Source organism: Pelotomaculum schinkii (assembly GCF_004369205.1).
GTDB lineage: Bacteria > Bacillota > Desulfotomaculia > Desulfotomaculales > Pelotomaculaceae > Pelotomaculum_C > Pelotomaculum_C schinkii.
Genome location: NZ_QFGA01000001.1, coordinates 273,205 through 293,319, shown reverse-complemented (window position 1 = coordinate 293,319; position 20,115 = coordinate 273,205). Strand labels below are relative to the sequence as shown.

Annotated in this window: 23 protein-coding genes; all 23 read right to left on the bottom strand. The window is 48.1% G+C overall.

From position 1 onward, the window contains the following. Positions 1–40: 40 nt before the first annotated feature. Positions 41–631 (bottom strand): dipicolinate synthase subunit B, encoded by a 591-nt coding sequence (locus Psch_RS01495; protein ID WP_190240186.1) that lies wholly within the window; start codon positions 629–631, stop codon positions 41–43. Between the two features lie 27 nt (positions 632–658). Continuing rightward, complete coding sequence (gene dpsA, locus Psch_RS01490; protein WP_190238913.1) at positions 659–1,549, bottom strand: dipicolinate synthase subunit DpsA; 891 nt, start codon at positions 1,547–1,549, stop codon at positions 659–661. Positions 1,550–1,651: 102 nt separating this feature from the next. Beyond that, on the bottom strand, positions 1,652–2,455 hold the full coding sequence (gene dapB, locus Psch_RS01485; RefSeq protein ID WP_190238912.1) for a 4-hydroxy-tetrahydrodipicolinate reductase: 804 nt from the start codon (positions 2,453–2,455) through the stop codon (positions 1,652–1,654). Positions 2,456–2,630: 175 nt separating this feature from the next. Next, entirely contained in the window at positions 2,631–2,801 is a 171-nt protein-coding gene (locus Psch_RS01480) for a hypothetical protein (protein ID WP_190238911.1), read from the bottom strand. A 16-nt stretch (positions 2,802–2,817) separates the two neighbouring features. Continuing rightward, positions 2,818–3,804: an SDH family Clp fold serine proteinase gene (locus tag Psch_RS01475; RefSeq protein ID WP_190238910.1), complete on the bottom strand. Its 987-nt coding sequence runs from the start codon at positions 3,802–3,804 to the stop codon at positions 2,818–2,820. Positions 3,805–4,169: 365 nt separating this feature from the next. Beyond that, on the bottom strand, positions 4,170–4,445 hold the full coding sequence (locus Psch_RS01470) for a YlmC/YmxH family sporulation protein (RefSeq protein ID WP_134217628.1): 276 nt from the start codon (positions 4,443–4,445) through the stop codon (positions 4,170–4,172). Between the two features lie 25 nt (positions 4,446–4,470). Continuing rightward, entirely contained in the window at positions 4,471–4,806 is a 336-nt protein-coding gene (locus Psch_RS01465; protein ID WP_134217627.1) for a hypothetical protein, read from the bottom strand. Positions 4,807–4,916: 110 nt separating this feature from the next. Continuing rightward, the gene (gene dut, locus Psch_RS01460; RefSeq protein ID WP_134217626.1) at positions 4,917–5,381 is read right to left on the bottom strand and encodes a dUTP diphosphatase; all 465 of its coding nucleotides are present in this window, start codon (positions 5,379–5,381) and stop codon (positions 4,917–4,919) included. 82 nt (positions 5,382–5,463) lie between these two features. Beyond that, a complete protein-coding gene (locus tag Psch_RS01455; protein ID WP_190238909.1) occupies positions 5,464–6,729 on the bottom strand; it encodes a M16 family metallopeptidase in 1,266 nt (421 codons plus the stop codon). Positions 6,730–6,792: 63 nt separating this feature from the next. Further along, on the bottom strand, positions 6,793–7,929 hold the full coding sequence (locus tag Psch_RS01450) for a D-alanyl-D-alanine carboxypeptidase family protein (RefSeq protein ID WP_190238908.1): 1,137 nt from the start codon (positions 7,927–7,929) through the stop codon (positions 6,793–6,795). Between the two features lie 79 nt (positions 7,930–8,008). Further along, positions 8,009–8,734 (bottom strand): polysaccharide deacetylase family protein, encoded by a 726-nt coding sequence (locus Psch_RS01445; protein WP_243123920.1) that lies wholly within the window; start codon positions 8,732–8,734, stop codon positions 8,009–8,011. 131 nt (positions 8,735–8,865) lie between these two features. Next, positions 8,866–11,061, bottom strand: coding sequence for a polyribonucleotide nucleotidyltransferase (locus Psch_RS01440; protein WP_134217623.1), 2,196 nt, complete (start codon positions 11,059–11,061; stop codon positions 8,866–8,868). A 147-nt stretch (positions 11,062–11,208) separates the two neighbouring features. Then, positions 11,209–11,478: a 30S ribosomal protein S15 gene (gene rpsO / locus Psch_RS01435; protein WP_134217622.1), complete on the bottom strand. Its 270-nt coding sequence runs from the start codon at positions 11,476–11,478 to the stop codon at positions 11,209–11,211. Between the two features lie 92 nt (positions 11,479–11,570). Next, complete coding sequence (locus Psch_RS01430; protein ID WP_134217672.1) at positions 11,571–11,792, bottom strand: hypothetical protein; 222 nt, start codon at positions 11,790–11,792, stop codon at positions 11,571–11,573. Between the two features lie 5 nt (positions 11,793–11,797). Then, the gene (locus Psch_RS01425) at positions 11,798–12,025 is read right to left on the bottom strand and encodes a hypothetical protein (protein WP_190238907.1); all 228 of its coding nucleotides are present in this window, start codon (positions 12,023–12,025) and stop codon (positions 11,798–11,800) included. 112 nt (positions 12,026–12,137) lie between these two features. Beyond that, the gene (locus Psch_RS01420) at positions 12,138–13,076 is read right to left on the bottom strand and encodes a bifunctional riboflavin kinase/FAD synthetase (RefSeq protein ID WP_190238906.1); all 939 of its coding nucleotides are present in this window, start codon (positions 13,074–13,076) and stop codon (positions 12,138–12,140) included. A 1-nt stretch (position 13,077) separates the two neighbouring features. Continuing rightward, positions 13,078–14,022, bottom strand: a complete 945-nt coding sequence (gene truB / locus Psch_RS01415; protein WP_190238905.1) for a tRNA pseudouridine(55) synthase TruB — start codon at positions 14,020–14,022, stop codon at positions 13,078–13,080. Then, a complete protein-coding gene (locus Psch_RS01410) occupies positions 14,022–14,996 on the bottom strand; it encodes a DHH family phosphoesterase (protein ID WP_190238904.1) in 975 nt (324 codons plus the stop codon). Before Psch_RS01410 ends, truB begins: the two co-directional genes overlap by 1 nt. Continuing rightward, positions 14,989–15,348 (bottom strand): 30S ribosome-binding factor RbfA, encoded by a 360-nt coding sequence (gene rbfA, locus Psch_RS01405; RefSeq protein ID WP_134217617.1) that lies wholly within the window; start codon positions 15,346–15,348, stop codon positions 14,989–14,991. The genes Psch_RS01410 and rbfA overlap by 8 nt, the downstream gene beginning before the upstream one ends. A 130-nt stretch (positions 15,349–15,478) precedes the next feature. Next, entirely contained in the window at positions 15,479–18,412 is a 2,934-nt protein-coding gene (gene infB / locus Psch_RS01400; RefSeq protein ID WP_134217616.1) for a translation initiation factor IF-2, read from the bottom strand. 4 nt (positions 18,413–18,416) lie between these two features. Then, entirely contained in the window at positions 18,417–18,749 is a 333-nt protein-coding gene (locus tag Psch_RS01395) for a L7Ae/L30e/S12e/Gadd45 family ribosomal protein (RefSeq protein WP_134217615.1), read from the bottom strand. Beyond that, entirely contained in the window at positions 18,749–19,015 is a 267-nt protein-coding gene (rnpM, locus tag Psch_RS01390; RefSeq protein ID WP_134217614.1) for an RNase P modulator RnpM, read from the bottom strand. Before rnpM ends, Psch_RS01395 begins: the two co-directional genes overlap by 1 nt. Positions 19,016–19,027: 12 nt before the next feature. Continuing rightward, positions 19,028–20,110: a transcription termination factor NusA gene (nusA, locus tag Psch_RS01385; RefSeq protein WP_134217613.1), complete on the bottom strand. Its 1,083-nt coding sequence runs from the start codon at positions 20,108–20,110 to the stop codon at positions 19,028–19,030. Between the last annotated feature and the right edge of the window lie 5 nt (positions 20,111–20,115).

The following is a 20,115-nucleotide window of genomic DNA, read 5'->3' as shown; positions in this document are numbered from 1 at the left end:
GTGCCGGGTTGCGGTCAGGTATCATACCGGTTTTTTGAACCTATGGATGATATCCTAACAATAACGGTTGGTACTGCTTGCCTCTCATAGCCTCGAGGAGCGTCTCAGTAATCAGATCCCACTTGGCCATAAGTGAATTTGGTTTGCTGGTTGGGTTGTCTTGCCCAAATGGTACCATATAGAGGTTCTTTACGTTAAGCAAGAGTCCGATGTTCTTCGCGTTCATACTGAGGCCATCGTTAGTGGATATGCCCAGAACAACCGCCCTCTGGTTTCTCAATTGGGCTTTGATAGAAAACAAGACCGGCCCATCAGTGATTCCATTTGCCAGTTTGGCCAGAGTATTGCCTGTACAGGGAGCTACAAGCAAAATATCGAGAAGTTTTTGTGACCCGATCGGCTCAATGTCCACCATGCTCGTAATAGCATCCCTGCCGGTTATATCTTTTATTTCTTCCTTCCATGTGTTACTGGCGCCGAATTTGGTATCGGTAGTATCAACCGTTTGGCTGATAATCGGTAATATTTCAGCGCCCTCACTAACCAGAATACGCAACTGCGGTATTACATCAGCAAGACAGCAGTGAGAACCCGTAAGGGCAAATCCCACTTTAACCCCTTTTAAACGCATCATAAGCACCTCCGAAACCGAAACCAATTACCTGCCGGCCATCTCCTCCGCCAGAAACCCGAGTATGGTCCTGGCCAGTATACGGCCTGCCGTCTTGGGCGCGACACGACCGGGCAACCCCGGCGCCAGGACTGCTTTAATCCCGAGTTTGTTAGCCGCCTGGAAATCTGTACCTCCTGGAGCCGATGCAAGATCTATGATTACGGCCTCAGGTGATACATTTTCCAGTATTTCACCCGTCAGGACCATAGACGGGACAGTATTGAAAATGGCATCCGCTTCTCTCAGGGATTTTGACATTTGGTCAAACGGTATTGGGGTAAGGTTCATCTCAGCAATACGTGCCAGGGGTTCTTTCCTTCTTGCCGCTACCCGTGTTTTTGCCCCCATGGCGCCGAGCAGGCGCGCCAGCGTGGCGCCGGTTCTGCCAAAGCCAAGGACGTAAGCTGTGCAGCCGTGAATAGTAATGGGCAGCATCTCCATAGCCATTTGTATGGCTCCCTCAGCGGAAGGTATGGAATTGTAAATTGCGACCTCATCAATTTTCATTAGTTCTATAAGACGCAATTCCTTTTGTTCCATTAACCTTACCAGCTTCTGTCCGGCCACCCCGACAAAGACCGGGATGTTGGAGGGCATAATTGAAATCAGTTGCTCGGTCAGGGTCAGTGGCTGATCCGCCAACGGGGCGTATATAAGCCCGTCCTCATTGATACCGGGTACCGGTAAAACCAGGGCGTTAATCCCATGCAAACACTCTTCCTGCTCCTGGAAGGCGGCAACCCCCGGCTTCACCTTGGCCGGCAGGCCGGTAACATTGACCAGCGCTCCGGAAGCAGCCAGTTCTTCCACAATAACCAGGTCTCTAGCATCACCGCCCATAACGGCAACCTTCAACCCCTTAAGGTTTGGCCGCATAGTTTTGCCCCCCTAAACACGTTTACCCCAAAATACAGTACAGTATATGTTTTCCGTTAAACGGAGGTGCTTGTCCTGCATTTACCTCGTATTTAGATGTCTTTATTCAAAGAGCAACCGGTCTAATCCATAAACCACCCTTTCAAGACGCATTACCTTGCGAATACCCAACAATACACCGGGCATAAAAGATTCCCGGGTTATTGAATCATGCCTGATGGTCAGAGTCTGGCCGAGTCCTCCGAAGATCACTTCCTGGTGCGCCACCAACCCTGGAAGCCTTACGCTGTGAATGCGTATACCCCCGGCAAATTCTCCGCCTCTCGCTCCGGCCAATCTTTCAACCTCCATTGCCGAACCCTGCTGGATTTCCGTACCCCTCTGTTCAATAATAGCTTCGGCCGTTTTAATAGCCGTGCCCGAAGGCGCATCCAGTTTCTGATCGTGGTGCAGTTCGATAATTTCAACATGGGGGAAATGACGGGATGCTTCTGCCGCAAACTTCATCATCAACAGAGCTCCGATAGCAACGTTGGGCGCTATTAATCCACCTACTCCCAGATTCTCCGAATATGCGACAATATCATTGATTTGCTCCGGACTTAAGCCGGTCGTTCCAATGACCGGGCGGACCCGGTGCTTGAGGTAGATCATCGTGTTATTGTAAACAGAATGTGGACCGGTAAAGTCCACTGCTGCGTCAGGACGTACCCGCGTCAGCACTTCTTCAAGATCCTTTTCAATAATTATCCCTGTACTGCCTGCTTCGGCCAGTGAACCTACATCTGTACCCTCACCAACACTGTCGACTGCTCCGACAAGTTCTATATCTTCGGTTCGCAGGACCGATTTCACCACCTCACGGCCCATCTTTCCATAAGCCCCGGTGACGATAACTTTAATCATAGTATGCCTCCTTTAAGCAGCTAATCCCGAAAGAAGAAACCCCTTTGACTTTTAAAATTAATTTTCTTATATATAATTGTTTATGTCAATATTAATTCAGGACTTGAAAACAAAATAGCCCTGTATAGAAACAGTCAGGACGGTGTTGTGTTTTATGAAATTAGACAAGCATGCACTATTTTTTAGGTATTACAAAGCTGGTTTGCTTTAGTGAAGGGATATTGGAAAAATCGAAATCAGCCAGCGGGTAACCAGACCCGCCTGTCAAAAGATAATACTTTGTGGTATCTGTATAATAATTAAAATGCAATTTCTTGTTATCAAAGGCTGTCCGGCTTTCTTCCATGCATATTCATCTCCCATTATGATATTGTTTTCCACCCCTGTTTAAGTATGCTTACGTTTACCTGGCTGGCCTCGGGAAAATCACGCTTTTCGACCACACCCGAAAAAACAAAAGCGTCTGCGCCCTGCATCGATTCAACGTATCCGCTAACCACCTCAAATTCAGTCTTGGCCCCTATAAGCTTTTCAGACGGATTAAATGGCTCAGACAAGGCCAACTCTTCGGCGTAGTCCTGGTATAATGACCACATCAACGGTTCAAAGCTTGTGTCCGGTATTGATACAGCCAGGTTAATCTCGTCCATAGCTTCCCGACGGGAAATCATATGGTTATGCGCATATAGTTTTTCAGTGAGATTGTCCACAATGTGTTCAATGCGTCCTTCTTTCAGAGGCAAGTGGTGCAACGCAAGCATTTTTTTAGCCAGTGACCTGATCAACAGATAATTTCGGTGCACATTTCCCAAAGCCAGCGGGTGAATACGTTCTGCCAGCAGGGTAAAAGCCTTAACCTGCTGGTCGGTGCTGCATACACCGGCTTTTTCACCGGCCAGGGCAAGGTACGAATAGACATCTTCAATATTCACAGGAATCTTAGCAGCAGGGTTATTGGGATCCTGTGGATTAAAAGCATTCACAACGCTGGGGTCAATTGGCCCAAGTTCACTCATTTTACCCATCACTATTTCATCCGCTCCCAGACACAAGAGAGTTCCGGCGCTGTAGCAACGAAATGGCACCAGAACAGCAAAACGATTGGTATATTCTCTAATCAGATGAGCCAGACGCCACGGCGTTAGGACGTCCCCCCCCCTTGTATACAGAAACAGGTCAATTTGCTTGCATTCACCAAACATTTCCAGATGCCTGTAGAAGACCGGCGTAACATCCGGGGCAATCCTGGTGTTGACGTTCTCACGGTCGCCGGTGATATAGCAAAGCAGTTTAGAACCTCTAAGCTCAGATATTTTTTTGATTAACGCAACCCTTTGTTCACGGGCCATGTTACGCCTCCGGTTATTTTGTCAACACGTTTATTATGCCATTTCAGCCTGGATTAATAACAATCAAAATAATTTAAGTTTGACCTTAACTACGCACACAAAAACTCCATGACCAGCATGGAGGATTAGTTAATGCATATTAGAAATGCTTTCAAAAAGACCCGACTTGCGGGCAGGGGGTTATCCGCAGCGAACGGAGCACTTGGATGCGTTCCTTAGCGCGTGCATAGCTTGCAGAAAAGCTTAAATAGCGCGTAGGTACCGCATGGCTGTCTGTAGATGCGGTCGATGTAATGTTGTCTTACTGAAATGTAGAATTGCGCAGAGAGCGGAGGATAACCCCCTGCCCCCTACCCCAGATGTTTTTAAAAGTTCGAGCTGTATCGCTGGTAACTTGGACTTGTCTGATCTAAATCGACAATAATAACCTCCGCGCCAACCTTTCTGATCGCTTCCCAGGGTATAACCAGGTGCTGTCTATCGATCCAGATATTAATCAGGTTGTTTTTCTTGGGCAGGATAATTGAACGGATTTCCCCCGATTCTGTGTCCAGGATCAGGTCGGATTCTCCCACCACGCCAAGACGCGACCCGTTATATAAATTTACAATTTCCTTACCGGCAAGTTCACCCATCCGCACTAGAAGGTCCTCCTTATTATCTTAATTATATTCTTCTCCAAGCATTAATAATTCTTTGCATGTATGGTTGGGCGACAGCCATTAAAATGGACACAAAAGCCAATGGTTCCATGCTGAGCCCTCCCAGGTAAATACGCTCAGGCAGCTGAACTTCCATAAAAGTGGCTATAACCACCAGGGAAATATAAATGCCGCCGGCAACCCCGACCAGGTTTGCCAGAGCTTGCGATAGAGGACTTGACTTTGCTTCACCAATAGAGCTCCAATCCTTTTCCCGGTACTTGTACAGCAGGATACGCTCCCGGACTGATATACTCACCAGAAATAAGATTACGATAATGAGAATTATCCCGCTTAACATTCGCCTCACCCCATAGCTATCTTATTTGGGACAGGCAGGAAATATGAATAAAAAAACAACAGGTTGCCTGTTGTTATAAAAATAGTTAAAATACCAAAAGCAGCCGATATTTAAAGCTGGCCCGTGGAACCAAAGCCACCGGTTCCCCTGACGGTGTCGTCCAAAGTATCAGTTTCCTCAAGCTTTACCTTGAAAACGGGCATAAAAACAATCTGCGCTACCCTCTCACCCGGGTTGATTAAGTATTCCTTGTCTCCCTGGTTAATCAGTGCGATAAGTATTTCACCTTTATAGTCGCTGTCAATAACACCAACAGCATTGGCAAGGGAGATGCCGTGCCTGGCGGCAAGACCGCTTCTGGGGAATACCAGTCCGACAATATACCTGGAAGGTATCTGGATCGCCAGTCCCGTAGGTATCACTACTCTGGAACCGGGCTCTATAACCACCGGGGAGTCCAGGCAGGCCGGCAGGTCCAGACCGGCGGCGCCGTCAGTGGCGTAACGGGGAAAAGGAATATCCCTGCCAACTTTCTCCGAAAGCTTTTTAACCTGAATATTTGCGATAAGTTCCATTGCTCTTGTCCCCCATCCGACTAGTTTGAATTAAAGGTTTGTTCGTAAAAAAATCCTCTTTTTGGAGAGGATTTTCATGTCATCAGACCCACAATCCGGTGAGGATTTTTTTCAGGTTGCCACAATCTTCCCATGGCCCAATAGCAGCCAGTGAGAAATTTTCAGGCTTCAACATTTGTCTGGAAAGCTCCTGTATTTCATCGGCTGTCACCTTGTTTACCAGGGCCACAATTTCTTCAGGTGGAATAACCTTGCCCAGATATAATTGTGATTTACCCAAACGGCTCATTCTGGTATTGACGTTTTCGAGGCTTAACAGCAGGTTCCCTTTTAGCTGGTCTTTAGCTCTCTGTAGTTCCTGTTGATTTACTCCGTTGACTTGAATGTCCCTAACCTGTTTTAAGGTCAGTTCCATGACCTCATCAATGTTTTCTTTACTTAATCCGGCGTAAACGCAGAACAAGCCGGCATCGTGGTAGGAGGTATGGTAGGAATAAACCGTGTACACCAATCCCCGCTGTTCCCTGATTTCCTGAAAGAGCCTTGAACTTAAGCCGCCGCCCAAAATTGTGTTGGTAACCTGGAAGACATAAATATTGTCGTCGTTCAGTTTCAAGCCCGGAGTACCGATGCACAGGTGGACCTGTTCAGTTTCCTTGCTGCGGCATATTACCTCGCGGTGCGGGGCAGGTGTGATCATCCTCCTCACGGTGGGGTTGCCTTGTTTTGGCTCAAGGATTGGGCGGAGCTTGCTGATAACACGCTCATGATCAATATTCCCTGCTACTGCCACGGTAAGTTTGGCAGGATTATAATACTTATGGTAGTAATCCATAATCTTGTCTCTGGATATGCCGGCTATTACATCGGCTGTTCCGATAATCGGCCGGCCCAGAGCATGGCTCTTCCACATTGAACCGGCAAAAATATCGTGGACAAGTTCATCAGGAGCATCCTCGTACATTTTAATTTCCTCCAGGATAACATTCCGTTCCTTGTCTATATCCCGGAGCTCAAATTTTGAGTCAAAGAACATATCGCTTAAAAGGTCTACAGCCAGGTCAAAATATTCGTCAAGAACCCGCGCGTAGTAACAGGTGAATTCTTTAGTCGTGAACGCATTTAACTGGCCTCCAACCGCATCCAGGGTTTCGGCTATATCTTTGGCTGTACGCCGTTTGGTGCCTTTAAACATAAGGTGCTCGATAAAATGGGAAACACCGCTGACTTCGTTGTCTTCGTCGCGAGAGCCGACATCTACAAAGAAACCCACGGCTACAGACCGGACGTGGGGGATATCCTCAGTTAGAATATGCACGTTGTTATCTAATGTTACCTTCTGGAACATATGGTGGAAACCTCCTCAAAGTACAATCCTACAACTATTCGTTAAATTTATTATAATTCCTTTTTATATCGGCAAAAAATTCCTCTTTACCCAAAACAAACGGTAATTCGGCATTCTGTCGACATCACGGTCGGAAACCAGCTCAACGCTTCCAACGACTTCCCCGTTAATCTTGGCTGTAATTCTGCCGATTGGCTGACCCTTAACTACCGGAGCAGTTATTTGCCTTTCAATTGAAACCACTTTTTCCAAAGCGACTTCCTCGTCTCTGGGAACGACCACGTCAAGCTCGTCAGAGGCCACTGCCATAACCTCGTCAGTTATACCCTCCTCGACCATGGCGCTTCCAACCACAGCGCCCTGGTCAATTACCCGCAAGCTTTCAAACCGTTCGAAACCGTAATCAAGCAATTTTATGGAATCTGTCCAGCGATCATCACTGTTAAGCACCACGCTGATTAATTTTCTTCCATCCCTGGCAGCCGACGCCACCAGGCAGCAACCAGCCTCCACTGTGGTGCCGGTTTTAACGCCGTCTGCCCCATAGTAACTCCACAGCAGGCGGTTGGTATTACTTAAATGACGAGTACCCATACTGCTCTCAATTATTATATTGCGGGTACCGATAATTTGTTTGAAAACCTGATTGTGAAAAGCATAGCGTGTGATCGTTGCTAAATCATTTGCCGTGGTGTAATGATCTGCCGCTGGAAGGCCGTTGGTATTTTTGAAACTGGTAGAGTCCGCTCCAATTAGTTTTGCTTTTTGATTCATTAATAGCACAAAATTTCCTTCTGTGCCGCCAATGTGTTCGGCCAAGGCGACACAAGCGTCATTGCCGGACTCAAGCAGGGCGCCATATAAAAGGGCTTGCAGGGTAAGCATTTCACCGGCTGTAAGCTCCAGGCTGGCTTCACCTACTGAGGCGGCATGGGGGCTTACTGTTACAGTTTCCTGTAAATCCCCGCCCTCCAGAGCCAGCAGGGCTGTCATAATCTTGGTGGTGCTGGCAGGGGGTTTTTTTAGGCCGGCATTTTTCTCAAAGAGGACCTGGCCTGTTCCGGCATCCATCAGGATAGCGGCGTCAGCAGTAATTGATGGTATGGGTTCAGACGGGTAGGCCGGCCGGCAGCAAGAAATAATTATGGTTATAATTAAGACCGGATACAGTAATGGAAATGCCCGGTTTCTCAGGCGCATTTTTTTGACCACCTTTTTCACGCGATCAGGTTTCCCATTTTTGTGGCGGATTATTAGTTTTAAGTTGGTCGATTCGCTTTCATTCTGTCTTCAAGCCTTCAAGGAGTATTGAAACCTTGACCATTTCGTACCCTTCTTTCTTTAGTTCCCCGATTATTTCAGGAAGGGCATGGACAGTCGGGGCAGTGGGATGCATCAGGACGATGGCGCCGTTGTGTGCTTTTTCAACAACCCGTTTTACAATTACAGAGGGCTCAGGTCGCTGCCAGTCAATGGTGTCGACACTCCAAAGTATAGTTTGATATCCCGCATCTTCAGCTGCCTTTAATACTGCGTCACCCCGCTCGCCGTATGGCGGCGCGAACAATTTAGTCTTGATGCCGCAAGAATTATCGATCGCAGTTTCAGTTTTTTTAATTTCATCTAAGTTCGCGGAGCGGGAAATTCCATCCGGATGAGGGTGTGAGTAGCCGTGGTTGCCGACTTCGTGCCCGTCCTGGACAATTTGCCTGGTTAAGGCGGGAAAATCTTCCGCCCATTGTCCACCGATAAAAAAGGTAGCCGGCACATTATTTTTCTTTAGCGCCTCAAGGATCTGGGGAACATATTCCTCCCCCCAAACTACATTAAAGGTCAGGGCGACATTTTTTTCTTTGCCGCTGCCCTGGTAAACCGGCGCTCCGGTTGTGGTGGCCGGTTGTTTCCAGGCACTGATTAAATACCCTGCCATACCTATGAGGACCAGCAGAGCAAAAAAGCTCGACCTTGTCTTTTTGCTACCGGAAGACAGTATTAATAACCTCAATTTTTTCAAACCCCCATTCCATTCTTGAAAAAACCTATGCTGAAACAGGTAAGATTATTTTTCAAAAATGAAAAAACCTCTTAAGTGAGGTTTTCTAATATCATAAGGGTTTTTGAGACGGCATTGGGATGTTATTCTCTGCGTCTGGACGACCGGTTCTGCCGATCGTTTTTCTCCTCGCCCCCCTCGGGCGCCGGCATGGCATCTTTTTTGGAGAGCTTCAGGCGGCCCTGGTTGTCGTAGCCGATAACCTTGACCAGGATCATATCTCCTTCTTTAACAACGTCCTCCACTTTGTTAACCCTATGGTGAGCAAGTTGAGAAATATGAACGAGGCCTTCTTTGCCGGTCAGTCCCAATACACCGGGTATGACTTCTACAAAGCAGCCGAAGTCCATTATTTTGACTACCCTGCCGTTGTATATTTCCCCGGCCTGCACTTCCTTGGTCAGGCTTTCAATAATCTCCAGCGCCCTCTTGCCTTTTTCCTGATCCACAGCGGCAATAAATACTCTGCCGTCATCCTCTATATCTATATCAGCTCCGGTTTCCTCGATGATCTTCTTGATTATCTTACCGCCTGGACCAATCACATCCCTTATTTTTTCCGGGTCAATAGTAGTGTGGATAATACGTGGAGCGTGGGGAGACAACTCAGGTCTGGAGGCGGGGAGTACATCCAGCATTTTCTGCAATATATGCATGCGGCCCTCATGAGCCTGGGCCAGCGCTTGTTCAAATACCTCCTGGCTGATCCCGGCAATTTTAATATCCATCTGCAGCGCGGTAATTCCTTTTACTGTTCCGGCTACTTTAAAATCCATATCACCCAGGTGATCTTCAAAGCCCTGAATATCAGTCAGGACTGTAAGCTGGTCGTCTTCCTTAATTAAACCCATGGCGACACCTGAAACCGGGGCGCTAATCGGAACACCGGCGTCCATCAGGGCCAGACAGCTGCCGCACACACTCCCCATGGAAGTTGAGCCATTTGATTCAAGCGCTTCAGAAACAAGCCTGATCGTATAGGGGAAAGCGCCCTCATCAGGGATCACTGCCGACAACGCCCGTTCCGCCAAAGCCCCGTGTCCTATCTCCCGGCGTCCCGGTGACCGCATCGGCCTGGTTTCACCTACGCTAAAAGGTGGGAAGTTGTAGTGGTGGATAAACCTTTTTGACTCTTCAACACCCAGGCCGTCAAGAATCTGTTCCTCCGATATTGTCCCCAGGGTCGCCGATGAAAGGATCTGGGTTTGTCCCCTCGTAAAAAGGCCTGATCCATGCGCCCGCGGAAGTATGCCTACCTCAACCGTTATGGGCCGTACCTCGTTGAGGGCCCGCCCGTCGATCCTTATTCCCTTGGTTACGATCATCCTGCGCACCAATTGTTTTTCTATTGATTCCAGCAATTCTTTTATATCGTTTTCCTGCTCCGGAAATTGTTCCAGAAACTGCTCCACCAATTCAGCTTTAATTTCGTCCAGGAAATTATCCCTGGTAAGCTTGGAGAGTTTTTCGCTGCTGCAGCGAATGAGCGCTCCCTCAATTTTGGGAGTGGCCGACCGGGTAACAATATCCACCAATTCTGGCGCCGGCTCGGTGATTTCCGGTAATATTTTTGCTTTGGCCAGTCCTTTTGCTAATGCTGCCTCGCGGTAACTTTCAATAAAATCAACGATATCCCTGACAGCGCTATGGCCGTAAGCGATAGCATCGAGCATAATCTTTTCGGGTATTTCTTTAGCTCCGGCTTCCACCATCATGACCGCGTCTTTTGTTCCCGCTACGACGAGGTGCAGGTCGCTCTGCTCGGCTTGCGCAAGGACAGGATTAATTACCAGCTCCCCGTTGACCCGGCCGACAATAACACCACCGATTGGGTATTTCAAGGGTATTTCAGAAATATGCAGGGCCGCTGAAGCGCCGATCATGGCTGCTATCTCCGGAGCGTGGTCCTGATCGACCGACATGACCGTGGCAATCACCTGCACCTCGTTTCTGAGTTGTTTTGGGAAAAGCGGCCGAATCGGCCTGTCAATCAACCTGCCTGAAAGTATGGCCTTCTCGCTGGGGCGGGCTTCCCTCTTAATAAAGCCTCCGGGGATTTTGCCTACAGCGTAAAATCTTTCCTCATAGTCGACCGTCAAGGGGAAAAAGTCTATACCGGTCCTGATATTACGCGCCATCGTCGCTGTAACAAGGACGGCAGTTTCACCATACCGGACAAAAACAGCCCCGCCTGCTTGCTTCGCCAGCTTTCCTGTCTCCAGGGTCATAGGTCGTCCACCTATGTTTAATTCCATTGTTAAAACCGGGTAATCTGACATTAATGGGATATACCTCCTGTGCAATAAGAAAATATTTACAAAATAATGCTATTCGACATTTTTAATATTATTTCCTTCTCTTAGGATAAAAATAACACCTGGTCCTGAAATCAGAAGAAGCGGGTGGACCCGCTTCCTTAACAACATCTATTTCCTTAAACCGAGCTTCTCAATTAATGAACGATACCGGTCAAAGTGACGGTCTTTCAAATAATTGAGCAGAGCCCTTCTTTGACCAACCATTTTCAATAGTCCCCGCCTGGAGTGGTGGTCGCCCTTGTGGATTTTAAGGTGTTCTGTAAGGACGTTGATCTTCTCAGTCAAAACCGCCACCTGCACCTCTGGGGAACCTGTATCATTCTCGTGTAACTTGTATTTGGTGATCACACTTTGCTTATGGTCGCTAGTCAAGGCCATGCCGTTCACCTCCTTTTTCTCTTCAATCGCTGTTGGCCAAGTTAACCGCCGGAGAACGAGTTCCCTAGCCAACAGTTCAATTTTAATGGGTTTTATTTCCCAATAATTGTTATTACAAGTCGTCCTCCCGGAATGTCCTTGGCAACTATATCGAAAACACGGCCCGACTTGGCAAAGAAACCCCGAAAGCGGGTGGCTGTCGGTATGCGTCCAGGTAATCCACCGGCCGCGTTCACGATATCGGCAACCGTAATCTTGTCCTGTCTGATGTCTCTTAATCGCTTCCGGGCGTGTTCGGTAATGATTACCTTCATCTGGATCAATAGACATGAGACTGATAAGACTGTTCATCTTCTTCCTGGGCCAGGAAGGCATAAAGAGCATCCTGAAAGGCCGTTAACCGAACATTCTCTACATTCGACTGGTTGTAGATAGTTTCCAATTCCAGTTTGAGAGATTGAAACTCTTCGCTCAAACAAATCATGGCGATATGACTGAGCAATTTTTTTATTTCTTCTTCTGGAGGGTCGAACTTAGGAATCCCCACGGTTAACGTCTCCTTTTGTTATGATCCGGGACGTTTAACGCGTTAATTGTAGCACAATCTGGTGTGCATGTAAACGCCGCCCTCTCAAAATTATATTTAGACCACACACCTTTTATTCTTTGATTTTCAAGCTTTCCGCTCTGGCTTCTAATATGTCTATTTCAATTTGTTTTACCAGTTCTGAGGGTGATGCAAATTTTTTTTCTTTTCTTAATCTCCTGGTAAAACTTACTTTTATGTGAATGCCATAAAGATCTTTATAAAAATCCAGTAAGTGTACCTCGATATTCCTGTTATTAGTATTAAAAGTAGGTTTAACACCAATATTTGCAACTCCGAAATAAGATTCTCCGTCAATATGTACCTTTGTTAAATAGACACCATTTGCTGGAACCAACAAGGTCTGATCTATATTCAGATTTGCCGTAGGAAAGCCAAGGATGTTCCGGCCACGCTGCTCACCGGTTACTACTTCTCCTTCTACAAAAGGATAGTATCCCAGGTATTTTGCAGCTTCGGTCACTTCACCTCTGACCAGCAGACCTCTGATCAGGGTGCTGCTGACAGGTTGCCCTTCAATCGCAATGGGAGGTATCACTCTGAGCTCAAACCCGTAGACAGCCGACAATTCTTCCAGTAATGCCGGCGTTCCTCGACCGTAACGGCCAAAGGTGTAATTATATCCGATTACAACGCCACAGGCGCCCATTTCTTCATGAAGGACATTTTTCACAAAGTCTTCCGGCGACATACTTGCAAAATCCCGATCAAAAGGTATCTGAAGAAGTACTTCGACTCCAAGTTTGGCAAAGAAATTTTGCTTGGCTTTCTGGGATAACAGGAGGAGTGGACTTTTTTCAGGCTTTAGTATGGCCAGAGGATGAGGATGAAAAGTGAATACGGCAGGTGTTCCTCCAACCTTCCTGGCCAAAGCCACCAGATCGGCAATCAATTTCTGGTGGCCAATATGTAAACCGTCAAAGTTACCCAGGCCGACTACGATTTTGTTATGCTTTTCCTTAATTCCTTGCCAGTGATGATATAGTTGCAATTTAATTCCCCCCTGCTTGGGCTTGCAAGACGCAGACTGGTTTAAAAACCAGCCTGTCCTGATATTCAGGGTCCAAGATGGTTTCAGCCACCGCCAAAAGTCCCTCCGGTCCTACCAGCTGTACCAAATCCCCTTCAGACAAATTTTCCGGCATTTGGTAAACTCCCGGCTGATATAACTTTGAACCTGATGCGACCGCAGTAGCGGCTCCGTTTTTTACTGTTACTACGGGTAAGCCAAAAAGCGCCTTTTCCATAGGTATGACTTTGTCCATAAGTTTGCACTCAATTGCCGCAGCCTTAATTTCTTCCAGTGTCGCTGAATCGGATATATTAAAAATTCCGGCCCTGGTACGCACCAGAAATGACATGTGAGCTCCACAACCCAAGTAGCTGCCCAGGTCCTCACATAAAGTCCGGACATAGGTCCCCTTTGAGCAGCGCAGGTGCAGCAAAGCTCTTGGGCGCGTGCTGCCCCACCCGGTTCCCCATATATACTCCAGTGAATAAATAGTAACCTTGCGGGCCGGGCGGTCTACCACAATTCCATCCCTGGCTAATTGGTAAAGCTTTTTCCCCTGTTGCTTAATGGCGGAAGTCATTGGCGGGATCTGGCTGATCTCTCCGGTAAAAACAGTTAAAGAGTCGCGGACGGTCTTCTCGGTAAGTCCTGCCGCGTTACCTTGCGCGGTTACCTGGCCAAAAGAATCGCCGGTTGACGTAGCAAGCCCAAAGGTTATTTCAGCACGGTATTCCTTAGTATCATCTATCAGAAACTGTGACAGGCGGGTGGCCTGCCCCATACAAACAACCAGGACTCCAGCCGCGCCAGGGTCCAGCGTTCCAGTATGCCCCACTTTTTTTATACCAGTTGTACGTCGCACAAAATTAATCACATCGTGGGAAGTCATGCCAGGTGGTTTGAGAAAGTTTATAATACCGTTCATTAGGCTGTTCCCCCGGTTGCTAATACAGCTTCCCTCGTTACCTTATCCTGAACCTCCCTAAGGGCGCCCTGTAAAATACATCCGGCCGCTTTTGCGTGACCGCCACCTCCGAATTGAACAGCCAGCATGTTTACATCCACAATATTTTTGGAGCGCAAGCTAACTTTATACGTACCCTCCAAAATTTCTCGGAAAAGAAGTCCAACCTCAACCCCTCTGATCGACCTGCAGTAGTTAACCAGTCCTTCCGTATGTTCATCCAGGGCGCCGGTATTTTTTAGCATTTCCAATGTAACCGTCATCCAGCATACTTTTCCGCAGGGGGACATTGTCAGTGTATGTAATGCTTCCCTCAATAAAACCAGGGCAGCCTTTGGCTTTTCTTCATGTAATAGTATATTAATTTGGGCTCCTGGAGCGCCGAATTCGAGCAGTTCCGCTATGCGGCGGTGGGTACCGGGAGTAACGTTATCGTATTGAAAGGAACCTGTATCCGTTACAATTGCAGTATAAAGGTTTATGGCTGTTTCAACAGGAATACTTACCTGCATAAGCTTTAGCAGGTCAAAAATTATTTCCCCGACGGCTGCAGCCGCCGTGTCAATGTAGCAATACGTCCCCAAGATACCAGGACCGGCATGGTGGTCAATATTTATAATGACCTTTTTGCTTGTTAAAAGATCCTGGTAGTCCCTGCCAAGCCGCTCGGGTACCGAGCAGTCCAGAATGATGAATGTATCATAAACGCCATCCGGCGTCGCGCCTGTCTTAAAACGTTCAACACCTGGCAAAAATTCATATATAGCCGGGATGGGGTCTGGTCCGGCCATGACCACTTTCTTGCCCATAGCCTCCAGGCTCAAGCCGAGCGCTAAAACTGAACCCAGGCAGTCCCCATCCGGCATAATATGGCCGCAAATCAATATACTCTCGGAACGCCTAATGGCAGCAGCTATATCGTACAGATTAGTCATATTGCCCAGCGTCCTTGTCCTTGACTTCATTCATCAGCGCTATCAGCCTTGAGCCTCTCTCTATAGATTCATCAAGTTTAAAGGTAATCTCCGGCATATAGCGCAGGCGGATTCTTTTAGCCAATTCCCCCCGTATAAAACCATGGGCTTTTTGAAGCGCTTCAAGAGAAGCTTTCCGCTTAGCCGTCTCGCCAAAAACACTGATGTAAATATTTGCATAACGAAGGTCTTTGGATACTTCGACTGAGGTGATGGAAACAAAGCCAATCCTTGGATCTTTTAACTCTTCTGTTAACAGTTCAGATACTTCTTTTTTTATAGCCTCTGCCAACCGCTCAGGACGAAAGGACATAACCGCAAACACCACCTTCAGTTTGATGCGGAAGTGGAATATATGAACCTCAAGAAATCCCGTTGCTAAATATATATTTCCCCAAGACTAATTTAAAAAAGCATTATTTCTTTCCAATTTCCAGCATGGGCTAGGAAAGCTCACGCTTAATTGCTTCAATGGAAAATGCCTCGATAATGTCCCCTTCTTTAATTTCATTGAATTTCTCCAAAGCCAGGCCACACTCATAGCCCTGGACGACTTCCTTAACGTCGTCCTTAAAACGTTTCAGAGAATCAAGCTTTCCTTCATGCACTACGATCCCGTCACGAACTACCCTTACCCCGGCGTCTCTTTCAAGTTTGCCTTCAAGGACATAGCACCCGGCAATAGTACCTATTTTGGAGGCCCTGAAAATCTTGCGTATCTCGGCCCTTCCAAGCATTACCTCCTTGTATTCCGGATCAAGCAATCCGCTCATTGCCGCCTTTACGTCTTCAATAGCGTCATAAATAACCCGGTAGAGACGCACATCTACCTTTTCGCTTTCGGCAGCCTTTCTGGCGTTGACATCGGGACGGACGTTAAAACCTATTATGATGGCATTAGAGGCTGAGGCAAACATGATGTCAGTCTCACTAATAGCTCCCACGCCGCCATGAATGATATTTACCTTTACCTCTCCGGTGTTGAGGCGTTCCAAGGCCTGGCGCAGCGCCTCAACCGATCCCTGCACATCGGCTTTGACAATAATCCCCAGTTCTTTGATCTGTCCTTCCTGGATATGCTTGAACAGGTCTTCCAGAGATACACGGGTGGTTGTTTTGAGTTCTTCCTCCCGCTTCTTAGTTTGCCTGCGAGCGACAATAGTCCTGGCCAGCTTTTCATCCTCAACCGCCATGAATATGTCTCCTGCCAGCGGAACATCTGAAAAGCCAATGACTTCTACCGGAGTAGACGGCCCGGCTTTTTTAATGCGGCGGCCTTTATCGTCCATCATCGCCCGGACCCGGCCCAAAGCAGCTCCGGCAATAATCGTATCACCAATGTTCAAGGAACCGTTTTGGACCAGTACGTTGGCAACTGGTCCGCGCGCCTTGTCCAGTTCCGCCTCAATAACCGTACCTCTGGCAGGTCGGTTCTGGTTGGCCTTGAGTTCGCTGACTTCAGCCACCAGCAGGATCATTTCGAGAAGATCTGTTAAGCCTTCCCTTTTAATTGCCGAAACATTGACGCAGATGGTATCCCCGCCCCATTCCTCTGCCACCAGGCCGTGCTCGGTTAGTTCCTGCTTGACCCGATCAGGGTTGGCGCCGGGTTTGTCAATTTTATTGATAGCAACAATAATAGGGACTTTGGCATCTTTAGAATGGTTGATTGCCTCAATGGTTTGCGGCATGACGCCGTCATCCGCTGCCACAACAAGTATGGCAATGTCGGTGACCTGCGCTCCCCGCGCGCGCATTGCGGTAAAGGCTTCGTGACCCGGGGTGTCCACAAAAGTAATCTTTTTACCATTGTGTTCTACCTGGTAAGCCCCGATGTGCTGGGTAATTCCACCTGCCTCGGTGGCGGTCACATTCGTCTCCCGGATCGCGTCCAGTAAAGAGGTTTTGCCATGGTCCACATGGCCCATCACCGTTACCACACAAGGCCTGGTCTGTAGAAGAGCGCTGTCTTCTTCAGGTTCTTGCATCAGCTGCGCTTCAAGGTCAACCGGTAGTTTTATCTCTACCTCATAACCATATTCCTCAGCCAAAATCAAAGCAGTATCGGTGTCGATTTCCTGGTTAATGGTAACCATTACACCCATACTGAGCAACTTCTTAATCAATTCAGCCGGCCCTTTATGCATTTTCAAGGACAGTTCCTGTACCGTGGTAGATTCGCCAAGTATAACCGGCTTTTTCTCCACCGGCTGAAGCGGCTTTATTTCGTGTGATTTGGCCGGTCCTTTCTTACGCGGGCCCGTTCTGTGACGTAGTTTTCCTTCAGCATGTTCCGCGATGGCGCTGCGTTTTTCATAGCGGCCCTTTGCTGTCTTCTGGGCGCCGGGTTTGGATACCGGCTTCTGTTTATCGGGAGTTTTTGTTTGCAGCAAGGCCGGCCTGCCTTTATCGTCCGGTCTAGCCATCGGCCTGATTGCCTGCTGGTCCGTCCTTGGTTTCGCAGCTGTACCTGGCCCGCGATCAAACACCCTTCTATCAGATGGCCCCATCGGGGCTGCTCCACGTTCGCCAACTCTCGCACCGGTTACTGCCGGACCACCTCCCGGTCTGAATCCTCCGGCCGATCTCTGATCCTGGGGTCTACCTGGACCTCCCTGCCGCGGGTAGCGCGGAGTTGGCCCCTGTTGTGGCGCCGTGCCCGGTGTTCTTCCTTGGGGTTGAGGCTTGGTCTGTCCCTGGCCTCTTTCATGGAAAGGACGATCCGGTCTAGCATGTTCACCTTGCGGCCTGGTTTGGCCGGTACGTCCCTGCGTTGGTTTGGGCATGGCCGGTTGTTCCGCAAGTGGCCGCTCTAACTGCCTTTTTTCCTGCAAGGGGCGATCCTGTTGAGGTTTATCAAATTTCGGGCGCTCCGGCGGGCTTTCAACCATTTTAGGTTTAGTCTGCTGCTCAACTTTAGGGGCCCCCCAGGGTCGTGCTTGTTTTTCAGGCGGTTTTTCCTGAAAGCGCCGGTCCGGTGGGCGTGAAGGGACGCGGTCTACCAGCCCGGGTCCTCTATTATAATCAGTCCTGTGTCTGGAGCCGGACTGTGTACCCCGGTTCTTATCGGTTTTTTTAGCATCCAAAGCATTCTTTTCTTTATCTCTTCTGAGATCACCCTTGGATTCCCTGGCGGTTGGCGCTGCCGCGTTTGGCGCGCCTCTGGTTTCAGAGACTTTTGAAGTCCTTTCGGAAACCTTCTTTTCATCGGCCTGGCCAGCCTTGCGGTATTGTCGCAGGATTTCACCAACATCCTTGTCCTCAATGGTACTCATATGGGACTTGACTTCAATACCCATTTGGCTAAGTTTCTTAATAATCTCTTTACTTTCTATGTTAAGTTCCTTGGCAAGTTCGTGTACGCGTTTTTTTACCATATAATCACCTCCAGGTTTTTTGCTCTGTTCGGTTGGCCTCTCCCCTTTCGAAAGCTTCAAGAATCCCTTTGGCCATATGCTCATCTGTAATAGCCAGCGCTGTACGCGGCGACTTACCGATTAGTCTGCCAAGATCATCCTTCGAGCCATAATATAGTACAGGAACACCTCTTGCAGCCGCCAACCCGCTCAACTCTTGAAACGACTGTGTCGCCGTATCATTCGCTATCAATAACAGCCTTGCCTTTCCTCTGTTAAGATTGCTTTTTACCGCAAAAGCTCCCGAAGCAAGTTTTCCAGCCCGCTGCCCCAAACTGATTAACCTTTCTACCGTCATTATTTTACCAACCCCTGCTTCAGTACTTCCAAAATATCCTGTGTTATTGTGCGCTGCAGGGCTTTATCCAGACGTTTACCCTTGATAGCTTTTTGCAGACATTCAATTTGCGGGCAGATATAGGCGCCGCGGCCGGAAAGTTTTCCGGTCGGGTCGATCTCAATTTTATCGTCGGGCGTCCGCACTACACGGATTAGTTCTTTTTTGGCCCTCATCTCATGGCACCCGACACACATGCGCTGGGGAATCTTTTTCACCCTGGGCACCTGGCCAACCCCCTATTCATCTTCCTCTTCAAACAGTTCTCCATATTCATCAGGGTAAATTTCCCGCATCTGCGTCTCACTCTTGATATCTATTTTCCAACCGGTAAGCTTAGCTGCCAGACGTGCGTTTTGTCCCTCTTTACCAATGGCCAGGGAAAGCTGGTAGTCGGGCACAATCACTCTCGCAATTTTCTCTTCCTCCCATATCTCTACAGCAACAACCTTGGCCGGGCTTAGTGAACTCGCTACAAATTTGGACGGGTCGGGATTCCATTTGATGATATCAATTTTTTCTCCGTTAAGTTCGTTGACAATGTTTTGGACCCTCATTCCTTTTGGTCCGACGCAGGAACCAACCGGATCGATATTTTCATCTTTGGAGTAAACCGCTATTTTTGAACGGGCGCCTGCTTCACGGGCGATGCCTTTAAGTTCCACGACACCCTCATGCAGTTCAGGAACCTCCAGTTCAAAAAGCCTTTTTAAAAGACCGGGGTGAGTCCGGGAAACAAGAATTTGGGGACCCTTGGTGGTCTTTCTGACTTCAATAATATAGGTCTTCAGCCTTTCCCCATGCCGATACTCCTCTCCAGGCATCTGTTCTGAAGGCGCCAGGATTGCCTCGGTTTTCCCCAGTTCGATAAATACATTCTTTTGTTCCATCCTTTGGACGATCCCTGTTACAATGTCACCCTCGCGGTTGGCAAATTCTTCGAAGATAATATTGCGTTCGGCTTCCCGGATTCTCTGTACAACCACTTGTTTGGCTGTTTGGGCGGCAATCCGTCCGAAGTTTCTGGGGGTAACCTCTGTTTCAACAATATCTCCCTGGTCGTAATTGGGGTTTATTTGTTGAGCCTCTTCGAGCGTTATTTCCTGCCGCGGGTCTTCAACGTGCTCGGTGACCATACGTTGGGTATACACTTTAAAGTCGCCTGTTTCGCGGTCAATGTGCACACGGGCATTTTGCAGGGAACCAAAATTACGCTTGTAAGCTGAAAGCAACGCTGCCTCAATGGCCTCCAGCAAAATATCAACCGAAATGCCCTTTTCTTTCTCAAGTTCTTTAAGGGCTTCTAAAAATTCGGTGTTCATAATTC

Bases quoted from the DNA above. Each gene is read 5' to 3' on its own strand.
- Psch_RS01465 (WP_134217627.1), bottom strand. From the start codon at position 4,806: ATGTTAAGCGGGATAATTCTCATTATCGTAATCTTATTTCTGGTGAGT.
- dut (WP_134217626.1), bottom strand. From the start codon at position 5,381: ATGGAACTTATCGCAAATATTCAGGTTAAAAAGCTTTCGGAGAAAGTT.
- Psch_RS01475 (WP_190238910.1), bottom strand. From the start codon at position 3,804: ATGGCCCGTGAACAAAGGGTTGCGTTAATCAAAAAAATATCTGAGCTT.
- Psch_RS01495 (WP_190240186.1), bottom strand. From the start codon at position 631: ATGCGTTTAAAAGGGGTTAAAGTGGGATTTGCCCTTACGGGTTCTCAC.
- dpsA (WP_190238913.1), bottom strand. From the start codon at position 1,549: ATGCGGCCAAACCTTAAGGGGTTGAAGGTTGCCGTTATGGGCGGTGAT.
- dapB (WP_190238912.1), bottom strand. From the start codon at position 2,455: ATGATTAAAGTTATCGTCACCGGGGCTTATGGAAAGATGGGCCGTGAG.
- Psch_RS01410 (WP_190238904.1), bottom strand. From the start codon at position 14,996: ATGACTAATCTGTACGATATAGCTGCTGCCATTAGGCGTTCCGAGAGT.
- infB (WP_134217616.1), bottom strand. From the start codon at position 18,412: ATGGTAAAAAAACGCGTACACGAACTTGCCAAGGAACTTAACATAGAA.
- Psch_RS01395 (WP_134217615.1), bottom strand. From the start codon at position 18,749: ATGACGGTAGAAAGGTTAATCAGTTTGGGGCAGCGGGCTGGAAAACTT.
- Psch_RS01455 (WP_190238909.1), bottom strand. From the start codon at position 6,729: ATGTTCCAGAAGGTAACATTAGATAACAACGTGCATATTCTAACTGAG.
- Psch_RS01430 (WP_134217672.1), bottom strand. From the start codon at position 11,792: ATGAAGGTAATCATTACCGAACACGCCCGGAAGCGATTAAGAGACATC.
- truB (WP_190238905.1), bottom strand. From the start codon at position 14,022: ATGAACGGTATTATAAACTTTCTCAAACCACCTGGCATGACTTCCCAC.
- Psch_RS01480 (WP_190238911.1), bottom strand. From the start codon at position 2,801: ATGGAAGAAAGCCGGACAGCCTTTGATAACAAGAAATTGCATTTTAAT.
- rpsO (WP_134217622.1), bottom strand. From the start codon at position 11,478: ATGGCCTTGACTAGCGACCATAAGCAAAGTGTGATCACCAAATACAAG.
- nusA (WP_134217613.1), bottom strand. From the start codon at position 20,110: ATGAACACCGAATTTTTAGAAGCCCTTAAAGAACTTGAGAAAGAAAAG.
- Psch_RS01440 (WP_134217623.1), bottom strand. From the start codon at position 11,061: ATGTCAGATTACCCGGTTTTAACAATGGAATTAAACATAGGTGGACGA.
- Psch_RS01450 (WP_190238908.1), bottom strand. From the start codon at position 7,929: ATGCGCCTGAGAAACCGGGCATTTCCATTACTGTATCCGGTCTTAATT.
- rbfA (WP_134217617.1), bottom strand. From the start codon at position 15,348: ATGTCCTTTCGTCCTGAGCGGTTGGCAGAGGCTATAAAAAAAGAAGTA.